At 41.2% G+C, this 11,419-nt stretch carries 13 protein-coding genes and 1 riboswitch; of the genes, 11 read left to right on the top strand and 2 right to left on the bottom strand.

Annotated elements, in window-relative coordinates:
- Positions 1 to 17: 17 nt before the first annotated feature.
- The 6 genes from ABOA58_RS20930 (at position 18) to ABOA58_RS20905 (ending at position 6,563) form a co-directional block, all read left to right on the top strand.
- Positions 18 to 1,136, top strand: a complete 1,119-nt coding sequence (locus ABOA58_RS20930; RefSeq protein ID WP_350299846.1) for a GerAB/ArcD/ProY family transporter — start codon at positions 18 to 20, stop codon at positions 1,134 to 1,136.
- 19 nt (positions 1,137 to 1,155) lie between these two features.
- A complete protein-coding gene (locus ABOA58_RS20925) occupies positions 1,156 to 1,386 on the top strand; it encodes a hypothetical protein (RefSeq protein ID WP_350299845.1) in 231 nt (76 codons plus the stop codon).
- A gap of 170 nt (positions 1,387 to 1,556) precedes the next feature.
- Positions 1,557 to 4,763 carry an SNF2 helicase associated domain-containing protein gene (locus ABOA58_RS20920; RefSeq protein WP_350299844.1) on the top strand — a complete coding sequence of 1,069 codons (3,207 nt, stop codon included), beginning with the start codon at positions 1,557 to 1,559 and terminating at the stop codon, positions 4,761 to 4,763.
- Positions 4,764 to 4,971: 208 nt separating this feature from the next.
- On the top strand, positions 4,972 to 5,454 hold the full coding sequence (locus ABOA58_RS20915) for a DUF2975 domain-containing protein (protein WP_350299843.1): 483 nt from the start codon (positions 4,972 to 4,974) through the stop codon (positions 5,452 to 5,454).
- A gap of 10 nt (positions 5,455 to 5,464) precedes the next feature.
- Positions 5,465 to 5,686: a helix-turn-helix domain-containing protein gene (locus ABOA58_RS20910; RefSeq protein ID WP_201185490.1), complete on the top strand. Its 222-nt coding sequence runs from the start codon at positions 5,465 to 5,467 to the stop codon at positions 5,684 to 5,686.
- A 79-nt stretch (positions 5,687 to 5,765) separates the two neighbouring features.
- Complete coding sequence (locus ABOA58_RS20905; RefSeq protein WP_350299842.1) at positions 5,766 to 6,563, top strand: DUF817 domain-containing protein; 798 nt, start codon at positions 5,766 to 5,768, stop codon at positions 6,561 to 6,563.
- A 92-nt stretch (positions 6,564 to 6,655) separates the two neighbouring features.
- Here the strand turns inward: ABOA58_RS20905 and ABOA58_RS20900 are convergent, their stop codons facing one another.
- Together ABOA58_RS20900 and ABOA58_RS20895 are read right to left on the bottom strand one after the other, a co-directional pair.
- The gene (locus tag ABOA58_RS20900; RefSeq protein WP_350299841.1) at positions 6,656 to 6,970 is read right to left on the bottom strand and encodes a DMT family transporter; all 315 of its coding nucleotides are present in this window, start codon (positions 6,968 to 6,970) and stop codon (positions 6,656 to 6,658) included.
- On the bottom strand, positions 6,970 to 7,311 hold the full coding sequence (locus tag ABOA58_RS20895; RefSeq protein WP_063232562.1) for a DMT family transporter: 342 nt from the start codon (positions 7,309 to 7,311) through the stop codon (positions 6,970 to 6,972). Before ABOA58_RS20895 ends, ABOA58_RS20900 begins: the two co-directional genes overlap by 1 nt.
- Positions 7,312 to 7,383: 72 nt before the next feature.
- A riboswitch (guanidine-I (ykkC/yxkD leader) is annotated at positions 7,384 to 7,484 on the bottom strand.
- A 179-nt stretch (positions 7,485 to 7,663) separates the two neighbouring features.
- Here ABOA58_RS20895 and ABOA58_RS20890 point away from each other — a divergent pair.
- The 5 genes from ABOA58_RS20890 (at position 7,664) to ABOA58_RS20870 (ending at position 11,407) form a co-directional block, all read left to right on the top strand.
- Positions 7,664 to 8,665, top strand: coding sequence for a tyrosinase family protein (locus tag ABOA58_RS20890; RefSeq protein WP_350299840.1), 1,002 nt, complete (start codon positions 7,664 to 7,666; stop codon positions 8,663 to 8,665).
- The gene (locus ABOA58_RS20885) at positions 8,666 to 8,923 is read left to right on the top strand and encodes a hypothetical protein (protein WP_350299839.1); all 258 of its coding nucleotides are present in this window, start codon (positions 8,666 to 8,668) and stop codon (positions 8,921 to 8,923) included.
- Between the two features lie 39 nt (positions 8,924 to 8,962).
- A complete protein-coding gene (locus tag ABOA58_RS20880; RefSeq protein WP_350299838.1) occupies positions 8,963 to 9,652 on the top strand; it encodes a response regulator transcription factor in 690 nt (229 codons plus the stop codon).
- 80 nt (positions 9,653 to 9,732) lie between these two features.
- On the top strand, positions 9,733 to 10,656 hold the full coding sequence (locus ABOA58_RS20875) for an ABC transporter ATP-binding protein (RefSeq protein WP_350299837.1): 924 nt from the start codon (positions 9,733 to 9,735) through the stop codon (positions 10,654 to 10,656).
- The gene (locus ABOA58_RS20870; protein ID WP_350299836.1) at positions 10,649 to 11,407 is read left to right on the top strand and encodes an ABC transporter permease; all 759 of its coding nucleotides are present in this window, start codon (positions 10,649 to 10,651) and stop codon (positions 11,405 to 11,407) included. The genes ABOA58_RS20875 and ABOA58_RS20870 overlap by 8 nt, the downstream gene beginning before the upstream one ends.
- The last annotated feature ends 12 nt before the right edge of the window (positions 11,408 to 11,419 follow it).

Genomic DNA, 11,419 nt, shown 5'->3' with positions numbered 1-11,419 from the left:
AAGGAAGTGGCATCCTCATGGAAAAGGCAAAAATCAGCGGTTACCAGCTGTTCGTCCTTATTTTCCTGTTTGAAATGGGCAGTGCACTTTTGGTTCCGCTTGCAGGTGAAGCCAAGCAGGCTGCTTGGCTAGTCATCCTTATTGCGATGATAGGCGGATTTTTATTATTTTTCATTTATTATGGCCTTTTTCAATACTACCCTGAGCAGCTGTTAACAGAGTTTGTAAAACATATATTAGGGAATTTTCTAGGCAGGATCGTAGCTTTTCTATACATCCTTTATTTCATCTATCTTTCTGCAAGGGTGCTGAGGGATTTCGGAGATACGCTGCTTACTTTTGCCTATCCTCATATTCCGTTATTTGTTGCGAACGCTGCATTCATTTTAGTCGTGGTGTATACGGTCCGTAAAGGGATAGAAGTATTGACGAGGACGGGGGAACTATTCTTTGTCTTAGAGAATTTACTTTTAATGACCTTCATGCTTCTGATTATTGCTTCCGGCATGATCCATTTAAACAACTTAAAACCCATTTTTGAAATGGGCGGGACAGAGATGGTGAAAATGGGTTTCACTAAAACCGTATTTTTTCCATTTGGCGAGATCATAGTGTTTTTAATGATTTTTCCTTATTTGAATGAACCTCAGCGACTGAAAAAAATTGGGATAGGGAGCTTGGCGACAAGCGGTATTTTTCTCGCGATAATAATGGCTGTGAATATTGCTGTACTTGGTGTGGACCTTACGACACGTTCGCAATACCCTCTTCTTACCCTTATTCAGTCAATAGAGGTCGCTGGCTTTCTTGAACGTCTCGATGTGTACTTCTTGTTTTTGTTGATGATTGGCGGGTTCATCAAGATATGTGTATTTACTTATGTAGCGGTAACGGGTACGGCGAATGTTTTCAATGTTAAACAGCCCTCCAGACTTGCATACCCTGTTGGCATCGTCATTTTATTGATTTCAATTATTATGTCAAGCAGCTATACGGAACATATCCATGAAGGGCTAGATGCCGTACCAAATTACATCCATCTGCCATTTCAGGTGATCATTCCGTTGCTTCTCTTGGTCATTGCCTTTTTTAAGAATCGAAAAAAAAGGAAGACAAGCACCAAAAAAAGTTCCTGAAAGGCGGAGTTGATCAAAAATGAAATTCTTCGGTATTACGCTTTTGCTTCTGATCCCTTTAGTGACCTTTTCTTTAGGTATGGATATTCTATTGGGATTTGATTTGGATAATTCAATCAAGCATGCCTTTAACCCATTTTTGGTGAAGGACCCCGCTGAACTTATCCTTTTTTTCATTCTTCTTGCATTCCTTGTATTCAGCTTCTTTTATCGAAAAAAAAAGAAAGGCAACACCAAAGGACAACAATGATGGTGCAAATTCCCGTTGCTGAAAAATTGAGATGAACTCCGAATAGGGGAGTTTGTCTTTTTGCTTTTTTCCACCCTGTAAACCCATTTCATAGTATGATGATAAAATGAGATATTTTCAGCGGAATGTAAAATCACTCAACAAAAAACCCCCGGGAGGAGGACGGCAATTTGGATATCAAATTAAATCGAAAAATCATAAAAGACATGTGCGGAACCGTCTCCTTCAAAAGAGGGGAAGCTTTTCAGCGTGCCAATAAAGTGAAATTTGAAAGCTATCGTCATGATAGTTGTGAAGCAACGGTTAAAGGAAAGGAAGACTTCCATGTCACGATTGATGCGGATGCTGTCGGCGGTTTTCAGACAAAATGCAGCTGTCCTACGCTAGCTTCCTTCCATCGGGATTGCCAGCATATTGCAGCCGTCCTGCTGTCGGTTTACGACCATCAGCAAGATGGAACGATACCTGATGGCCTGCAAGCAACCGGTGTTGCTTCAGCCAATAAGAAGTTGTCAGAGGGCTTGCTGACCCTTTTCAATAATCAGCCTGTCCGCAAAAGCGGTCATCAGCGCCACTTTGAAAAAAGAAAGATGCTTGAAGCAGAGTTTACGTGTAAACCAGTATGGATGGGAACGGAACTATATATGTTAGGACTGGAAATGAAAATCGGTTCTTTCAATGTGTCGAATATTCGGGATTTCCTGAAGCGCGTTAAAGACGGAAAGCCTGCCGAAGTATCCCTTTCATTTATATATGACCCGGTGCTGCATTGTTTTCAGAATGAAAATGATTCCGTGCTTCAGGAGCTCATTACAGTGATATCGGATGAAAAAGTCTATGTGGATGCCATAGCGGACAAAACTGAAAATACATTGAACAATCACTTATTACTTTTGCCGCCATCTTCTTTTCAAAAGCTTGTCCCCATCCTTGAAGTAGCGCCATTGGTGAAGCTTTCCCATGGGGACCATACATTCAATGGTTTTCGTTTATCAAACGGACCTCTTCCTTTACAGTTTGACTTTACCGAAAGCGAGGGCAAAGGGTTTCAACTGAAAATTAATGGATTGCATGAGATGATTGTCATGAATGCATACAAACTGGTTCTATTTAAAGGGAAATTGGTTCAGCTCGAAAATGAGGATTGCCAGCGCCTTTCTGAGTTAAAGCAAATGATGGAGAATTCGGGAATGAATCAAATTCCAATCCATCATGACCAGCTGGAATTATTCCTGGACAAAGTGGTACCAGGTTTGAAAAAACTCGGTGAAGTCCATATAGCAAGATCCATCACCGAATTATTTTTGAAGACACCGCTTGTTGCAAAGCTATACTTGGATCGAGTAAAAAACAGGCTGCTAGCGGGGCTGGAGTTCCATTATGAAAATATCGTGATCAACCCTTTGGAAAAGCAGGAATCCAAGGTTATAAGGGATGTTGAGAAGGAGGCGGAGATACTAAAGCTGATGGAGGATAGCCAGTTTGCCAAAACGGACGGCGGCTATTTCTTGCATAATGAAGAGTTGGAGTATGAGTTTTTGTACCACATCGTTCCGAAACTCCAAAAGCTGGTACAAATCTATGCCACTACGGCAGTAAGAAACCGGATTTCCCGTGGAAATGCTGCACCGCGTATTAGGGTGAATATCAAAAAAGAACGTACTAATTGGCTCGAATTCAAATTTGAAATGGATGATATCCCAGATAAACAAATTCGCGAGGTCTTAGCAGCGCTTGAAGAAAAGAGGAAGTACTATCGTTTAAGGAATGGATCTCTGCTTTCCCTTGAAACAAGGGAATACGAGGAAATCAATCGTTTTCTGAATGCATTGCCCGTACAGGATGAAGACCTGGAGAGCACGCTGAACATGCCAATCGTAAAAGGGCTTCAGCTCCTTGATTCCGTGAATGACAGCCAGACATTCACAATGGAGGAGTCATTCCGTCAGTTTTTGGATAACATCGGGAATCCGGGCTCCTTGGAGTTCGTGGTGCCAAATAGTCTAGTCCCGATCTTGCGCGAGTATCAAAAAAACGGCTATAAATGGATGAAAATACTTGCCCAATACGGTTTTGGCGGAATTCTTGCTGATGATATGGGACTGGGAAAAACACTGCAAAGCATCGCGTACATTTTATCCGAGCTGCCTGACATCCGTGAGAAAAGGGTGCCGGTGCTTATTGTCTGCCCATCATCATTGACCTACAATTGGCTGAGCGAATTCACTAAATTCGCTCCTGATATACAAGCCGTCGTCGTTGATGGCGACAAGACGGAAAGGACGAAGCTGCTTAAGGAAGCGAAGGATGTGGATGTAGTGATCACCTCTTATCCATTGCTCCGGAAAGACATCGCTTCGTTTGAAAAGCAGGACTTCCATACGGTGTTTTTCGATGAGGCACAGGCCTTTAAAAACCCAGTGACGCAAACGGCACGAGCGGCCAAGAAGATAAAAGCGGCACATCGCTTCGCGTTGACTGGTACGCCTATCGAGAATTCACTAGAAGAGCTCTGGTCCCTTTTCCACGTCGTATTCCCTGAATTATTCATGGGGTTAAAGGAGTATAGCAATCTCTCAAGGAAGCAGATTTCCCGCAGGATCCGCCCATTTTTGCTGCGGAGAATGAAAGAGGACGTGCTAGGTGAACTTCCGGAAAAAATCGAGTCGCTGGAATCGGTGGAACTGCTTCCTGATCAGAAGAAACTGTACGGTGCCTATCTGGCGAAGCTGCGGCATGATACGCTGAAGCACCTGGATAAGGACACCCTCCGGAAAAATCGGATCAGGATCCTCGCTGGCTTGACCCGGCTTCGGCAAATATGCTGTCACCCCGCCTTGTTTGTGGACGGATATAAAGGCAGTTCAGCTAAATATGAGCAGCTGATGCAAATTGTCGAGGAATCGAAGCATTCTGGAAGAAGGGTTCTGGTTTTCTCGCAATTTACAAAAATGCTTCAAATTATCGGCAGGGATTTGGCCATTAAGGGACAACCTTTTTTCTACCTGGATGGACAAACCCCATCAAAGGAACGTGTGGAAATCTGCAATCGATTTAATGCAGGAGAGCGGGATATATTCCTCATTTCATTGAAAGCGGGCGGTACGGGTCTCAACCTGACGGGTGCCGATACAGTCATTCTATATGACCTTTGGTGGAATCCGGCAGTTGAAGAACAAGCTGCGGACCGTGCCCATCGAATGGGACAGAAGAATGCGGTTCAAGTCATCAAACTTATTGCCCGTGGCACAATCGAAGAAAAAATGAATGAACTTCAAGAGAAAAAGAGACATCTTATTGAAGAAATCATCGACCCTGGAGACAAGTCGTCGTCTGCGCTTACAGAAGAGGATATCAGGGAAATCCTGATGATATAAGGGTTTCATCTGAAGGTAATCTTAGTAATGAAATGAATAGTTCAGTTATGGAGCATTCCTTTTTAATGAGGAATGCTTCTTTTATTTTTAAAAAGAAAAGGATATTTAGGTAACAATAATAATATAATAAAAAACAACAATGTTTTATTGTAAAACGATAAAATATGTGTTAAATTCAAATTGATAAAAAATAAATGAGGTGCTTTTTATGAAACAAGTGTCAACGATCTTTTTGAAGATAGCCGTTATTCTTATTGGAATGCCGGTTCTTGCTATGTGCATCTTTGTGGTGCCTGAGATTGCGAATTTTGCAGCAGAATTATATCCGGATATGACTTATTTGAAATATCTCGTTTTAATCGATTTGTATGCATCGGCAATACCTTTTTACTTTGCTCTATATCAAGCCTTTAAACTTTTAAGCTATATTGACAAGAACAAAGCTTTCTCGGAATTATCTGTAAGAGCTTTAAAGACTATAAAAAATTGTGCAATCACAATCAGTAGCTTTTATGTGGTAGGAATGCCGCTCTTTTATCTCATGGCGGAGATGGACGACGCCCCAGGCATCATAGTAATCGGATTGGTCGTCATTTTTGCTTCAATGGTGATTGCAGTCTTTGCTGCTGTTCTTCAAAGGCTTTTGCAAGAGGCCATCGATATAAAATCAGAAAATGACTTAATAGTCTGAGGTGAATAACATGGCAATTATAATCAATATTGATGTGATGCTGGCTAAAAGGAAAATGAGTGTTACAGAACTTTCTGAGAGGGTTGGAATAACGATGGCTAATCTTTCCATATTGAAAAACGGCAAGGCAAAAGCGATTCGATTATCAACTTTAGAGGCGATTTGCAAGGCGTTAGAATGTCAGCCCGGAGATATTTTAGAATACCGGAATGATGATGACACCCAAGATTAAAAAAGTGAAAGAAAAAGAAAGATTTCATCAAAGGGGAGTTACTCATGAATTTAACGATAAAAAAATGGAGACACCAATCATGCGAGCACTAAAACAACTCGTTCGGTTTGGTTGGGAGCAGGCCCTATCCTGCTTGTTTCCTGCCGTTATTTTTGCCTCTTTGGCTATTACAAAATTCATTCCGCTTCCCTTTCTGCCGCGGTATGACTGGCTCCTCATCATCTGCCTTCTGATGCAGTGGTGGATGGTGCGTTCCGGGCTTGAAACACGGGATGAACTAAAGGTCATCACCTTGTTCCACCTTATTGGTCTTGCTCTTGAACTTTTCAAGGTACATATGGGCTCCTGGACTTATCCAGAGGAAGGATATTTTAAGATTTTTGGAGTGCCTCTGTATAGCGGATTCATGTACGCAAGTGTAGCGAGTTATCTTTGCCAGGCGTGGAGGAGGTTAAAGGTTGAACTGGTCAAGTGGCCGCCGTTTTTGGTCGTTGTATCTCTTGCAGCTGCGATTTATTTGAATTTTTTCACCCACCATTATTGGATTGATGTTCGTTGGTGGTTATCTGGACTAGTCATCATCGTCTTTTGGCGGTCATGGGTCACATATGAGGTTGGTGGAACTCGGTATCGTATGCCAATCGCACTTTCTTTTGTGCTCATCGGATTTTTTATTTGGATAGCCGAAAATATCGCAACGTTTTTTGGAGCATGGGAATATCCAAATCAAACCGATGCATGGAGTCTCGTTCATCTAGGAAAGGTAAGCTCATGGCTCTTATTAGTGATCGTCAGCTTTCTTATAGTGGCGACGCTAAAGCTGGTTAAGGGGAAAGATTCCGCTGTGATGGATGCGGGTTCAATTTTTATAAAATGACTTCACACAAGAAAATAAATAAGTAAAGACGACACATTAATGGCTATATCTAAATTGTGTCGTCTTTGTTTTTCTATGCTTAAATATTATTCCTATGAAACAAGTTTTAATCCCACTGCCGCGCCAAGGACCATGGCTATAAAAACGACCCTTCGCCAATCTTTGGATTCCCCATATAATAGCATCCCGATTATCGCTCCGCCTGAAGCGCCGATTCCTGTCCAGATAGCGTAAGCCGTCCCCATCGGCAAGGTTTTCATGGCATAAGCAAGAAATAGGAAACTTGCTCCAAATCCGATGAATAACAGCAGCAAGGATTGCCAATTACGGTCCCTGTGCAATTTATTTATCATCGCAACCCCAAACATTTCAAATAGCCCCGCTAAGATTAAAGAGACCCAAGCCATTATGATTCATCCCCTTTCTCAGCCTTATCATCAGTCACTAGCTTCAAGCCGATCACCCCTGATAATAAGAGGAGGATCAATAGCGTTTTGCTCAGCTTGAAGGATTCTCCAAAGAAAATGATTTCGGAAAAAACGGTACCGGCTGTCCCCATACCGACAAAAACGGCATATACCGTTCCGACAGGAAGCTTCCTGCCAGCCATTATCATCAAGTAAAAACTGATGATGATCGAAATGACCGTTCCAGACCAAGTCCAAAAGTCATCTGCATGTTTTAAGCCAATCACCCAAAATACTTCAAAAAAAGCTGCAATGAATACTTTAATCCAGTTTGTGCTCATGAAATATCGCACCTCCAACTTTATTCTTTACCAAAAAAACAAAAAAAGCCCAAGAGATAACCGTTAAACAGTTTCTCCCAGGCTTTTATCCTTCCGTGACACAGCATGCTGTGAGTTTTCTCTCGGACCAGACCAGCAATAAGATGCACTGCGGAACCCTAGAAAACCTTTGACATATGCAATTACCTTTCATTATACATAATTTTTGAACTTACTCAAGGTAAAAGTTTTGGCAAGACCATGCCCATTTTAGCCTAATATCCGCATATGTCCCGTAACGTTTACAGCAGAGATGACTTAATATATCCCAAGGTTTTTAGTTTAATTGAACATTGGGAAAAGAGGGCAAATCATGACTGCTGAATATAACATCAGAAAAAATGCACTTCATCTTTCTGAAAAGGAAAAAAGGAAATATATCAATGCTGTTTTGGTCTTAAAGGAAAAAGGGATATATGATCGGTACGTAGCGTGGCATGCTGCTGCAGGGAGATTTCAAACCCCTCCCGTTAAGCGCCCGAAAGCAGGGAACGCTCCATCAGCATCGACCCGCAGTCATAATGATCAAGGGGAGCGGACCGGGGCTGACAATGACAATATCCATGGAAGCCATGGTGATCAGCGAAATGCAGCCCATAGAGGGCCGGCTTTCTTGCCTTGGCATCGCTATTTCCTTTGGCTGTTCGAACGCGATCTTCAATCCGTTGACCCCAGTGTGACCATTCCCTACTGGGATTGGGCAGCAGATTCAGAATTGGAGGATCCAGCTTCATCCCCAATCTGGGGTAGCGATTTCATGGGCGGAAACGGGAATAAAAGGAAAAACAACCTTGTCGATTCAGGACCTTTTGCTGCTGGGCGCTGGGAAGTTCTTGATGAGGAGGGGAAACCTTCAGGGGGATTGAAAAGGAACTTCAGATCAAGTGAACAAGTTGCAAACCTGCCGACGAAACAAGACGTTCAAAACGTATTGAAAGTCACTCCTTACGATGCACCACCGTGGAATTCCGCAAGCAATCAAAGTTTCCGAAATCAGCTTGAAGGATTTGTCGATGGACCGGCCCTTCATAATCTAGTGCATGGGTGGGTCGGGGGACATATGGGTTCTGTACCTGTTTCACCTAACGATCCAGTCTTCTTTTTACACCATGCCAATGTCGATCGGATATGGGCAATGTGGAAAATCCTGCACCGGGAGGAGAAATATCTACCAAGAAGAGGGGGACCCTTCAGCCATAACTTGAATGATCCGATGTTTCCGTGGGATATAACCCCCAAGGAGATGATCAATCATAGGAAATTGGGCTATATATACGATATGGAAAGGAAGATGGTGAAGGGAGAACACCATTGAATGAAGGTCAACAAGGCGCAGTGTGAAGCACTGCGTCAATTTGTCGATAAAATGGAGTTCCTCGGTTTAAACCTAACTAGCTTAAAGAAATATGCGTCACTCCTGCCAAAAAACTGGCTAGCCGAGTCGGCGGAAAGCGAGTGCTCTAAGTTCCGATCATTTAACTGGACTGTTTTTTTAAAACAAGCGAATCCAGTTTATGTTTTGTCAGGTAACAAACATCGATATAATGAAAGGGACCTTAACAAAGAATGCTAGTATAAGAAATGGATTGCAGTGGAAAAGAGGGTGGCTCTTATGGAGAAACAGGTACATATTTTAATTGTTGAAGATGATAATGATATTAGTGGGTTGCTTTGTAATATGATGAAAAAAAGTGGCTATATCCCTCAGCCGGCTTTTTCAGGGACGGAAGCAATATTATATATAGAAAAAAAGAAATGGGATATGGTGTTGTTGGATTTAATGCTTCCAGGAATGGACGGGGAGGAAGTTCTTCGGAATATTAGAGAGAATCATCATGTCCCTGTTTTGATTATTTCTGCAAAAGGAGAACAGCAAACGAAGATAAATAGTTTGCGTGCGGGGGCAGATGATTTTATTACGAAGCCATTTGATATTGAAGAAGTTTTGGCAAGAATTGATGCTCATTTAAGAAGATCTTCAACCATGAAAAGAATGGAGGGAAAGAACCAGCTTACATATAAAGACATTGCAGTGGATACTGATACGAAAATAGTTATCGTAAATGGCATGAAGGTAATACTAACGGCAAGAGAGTACGCCATTTTAGAATTACTTATTTCCTATCCTCAAAAAATATTTTCAAAAGCCAATGTGTTTGAAGCGGTTTGGGGAGATGATTATTTAAGGGATGAGAACACTGTAAACGTCCATATGAGTAATCTGAGAAGTAAATTGGCTAAAGCGAACCCGAATGAAGAGTATATTGAAACCATTTGGGGTATGGGATATCGCTTAAAATAACTTAAGGTTTTCTTAAGGTTTTCTTTATGATCCCTTATGATTTTCATTTTATGATGAATCACAGATAAGGGAGGGAAAAAATGAGTGAATATATATTAAGGACATCCGGTTTATCAAAAAAATATAAACATACAACTGCATTAAATAACGTGAATCTTTCTATCAAAAAAGGTGCCATTTATGGCTTCATTGGTCAAAATGGAGCAGGGAAGTCAACCTTTATCAAACTTGTGGCAGGATTAGCCTTTGCAAGTGAGGGAAGCATCGAACTGTTTGGGGAAATCGATCCAAAAAAATTGATTGAGGCAAGAAAAAGAGTCGGAACTATTATTGAAGGGCCAGCTTTATTTCCGCATATGACTGCTAAGCAAAACCTTGAAGTCCATCGAGTGCAAAGAGGCATTCCCGGAAAAGAATGCATTGAAAAGACGTTAGCACTTGTAGGACTGCAACATACAGGAAAGAAAAAAACGAGAAATTTTTCATTAGGTATGAAACAAAGATTAGGACTGGCGATGGCGTTGTTGTCAGAGCCTGAATTTCTTATTTTGGATGAACCAATAAACGGATTGGATCCAATGGGAGTAATCGAAATCCGTGAGTTGCTTTTAAAGTTAAACCGTGAGAAAGGAATTACCATTCTTATTTCCAGTCATATCTTAAGCGAATTAAATTTATTGGCAACTCATTATGGGATCATTCACGATGGGAAATTATTAGAGGAGTTAACAGCGAAAGATTTACATGAAAAATGTCAGCATTATTTACACATAAAAGTAGACAAGCCACATCAGGGAGTTGCAGTGCTGGAAGAAGAATTAGGTACGAAAGAATTTGAAGTAATGCCTGATGGAATCATCAAATTATATAAGTTTGTAGGTGAACCAGGCCTTGTTTCTACAACATTAGCAGCGAATGGGGCAGTGATTGAGCAGTTTATGCCAATGGGTGAAGATTTAGAAGAATACTTTACAAAGCTTATTGGGGGCGGCAACCATGAATAATCTTATAAAAGCGGAATTGTATAAGCTAAAACATGATCGCTCCTTCTGGGCTATTGCATTAACCATTATATTAATAGGAATTCTTGCTCCCAGTGAGATGCTAATTAGGGGAACTAGTGGAGAGATGAAAGGAATAGACGTTGTGATAGCGTTTGTTAATCAGAATGAACTTGTAATAAAATATGCCCCGTGTATTTTGGCTGGATTTTTTATTTCAAGTGATTATTCAACAGGTGTGATGAAAAATTTGATATCCGGTGGAAATAAACGAATCGAAATCGTTCTTGCAAAACTGTCAGTCTTCACGATCGGTGCAATCATCATTTCTATCTTATTCCCACTTGTCCTATGGATAGTGTCCACTGTATTTTTTGGATCAGGGTCGCATTTATTCCCTAATATGTCCGTAGTGGAAAGTATTGTTCCAATGTTAGGGTTACTTGCTTTGTATGGGGCGGCATTTGCTTCTTTTATGACACTCATAGGACTCATCTTTACAGATAGTGGAAAGACCATTTCGTTTTTATTTGTGTTCACTTTCGGATTGGAGGTTGCATTTTCTATATTTTCGAAAAACTCCCCCATAATTCAAACGATATATGATCATAGCATCATTAAATTAATAAAAGATATTCCTGCGGCCATACTTGAACAAACAGAGTTATTTACGATGATTATTGTTCCAATTTTAACTTTTGCCGTATGTGCAATAGGATGCTGCATTGTATTTTCCCGCAAAGAAATCAAGTAAGAAAAAAGGGGG

Origin of the sequence: Peribacillus frigoritolerans, from assembly GCF_040250305.1 — a bacterium.
Lineage (GTDB): Bacteria > Bacillota > Bacilli > Bacillales > DSM-1321 > Peribacillus.
The sequence above is the reverse complement of the archived record's forward strand: the minus strand, read 5'-3'. Positions and strand labels throughout refer to the sequence as shown.

Excerpts from the sequence above, each read along its gene's own strand:
- ABOA58_RS20930 (WP_350299846.1), top strand. The coding sequence starts at position 18 with ATGGAAAAGGCAAAAATCAGCGGTTACCAGCTGTTCGTCCTTATTTTC.
- ABOA58_RS20925 (WP_350299845.1), top strand. The coding sequence starts at position 1,156 with ATGAAATTCTTCGGTATTACGCTTTTGCTTCTGATCCCTTTAGTGACC.
- ABOA58_RS20915 (WP_350299843.1), top strand. The coding sequence starts at position 4,972 with ATGAAACAAGTGTCAACGATCTTTTTGAAGATAGCCGTTATTCTTATT.
- ABOA58_RS20910 (WP_201185490.1), top strand. The coding sequence starts at position 5,465 with ATGGCAATTATAATCAATATTGATGTGATGCTGGCTAAAAGGAAAATG.
- ABOA58_RS20905 (WP_350299842.1), top strand. The coding sequence starts at position 5,766 with ATGCGAGCACTAAAACAACTCGTTCGGTTTGGTTGGGAGCAGGCCCTA.
- ABOA58_RS20900 (WP_350299841.1), bottom strand. The coding sequence starts at position 6,970 with ATGGCTTGGGTCTCTTTAATCTTAGCGGGGCTATTTGAAATGTTTGGG.
- ABOA58_RS20895 (WP_063232562.1), bottom strand. The coding sequence starts at position 7,311 with ATGAGCACAAACTGGATTAAAGTATTCATTGCAGCTTTTTTTGAAGTA.
- ABOA58_RS20890 (WP_350299840.1), top strand. The coding sequence starts at position 7,664 with ATGACTGCTGAATATAACATCAGAAAAAATGCACTTCATCTTTCTGAA.
- ABOA58_RS20885 (WP_350299839.1), top strand. The coding sequence starts at position 8,666 with ATGAAGGTCAACAAGGCGCAGTGTGAAGCACTGCGTCAATTTGTCGAT.
- ABOA58_RS20880 (WP_350299838.1), top strand. The coding sequence starts at position 8,963 with ATGGAGAAACAGGTACATATTTTAATTGTTGAAGATGATAATGATATT.
- ABOA58_RS20875 (WP_350299837.1), top strand. The coding sequence starts at position 9,733 with ATGAGTGAATATATATTAAGGACATCCGGTTTATCAAAAAAATATAAA.
- ABOA58_RS20870 (WP_350299836.1), top strand. The coding sequence starts at position 10,649 with ATGAATAATCTTATAAAAGCGGAATTGTATAAGCTAAAACATGATCGC.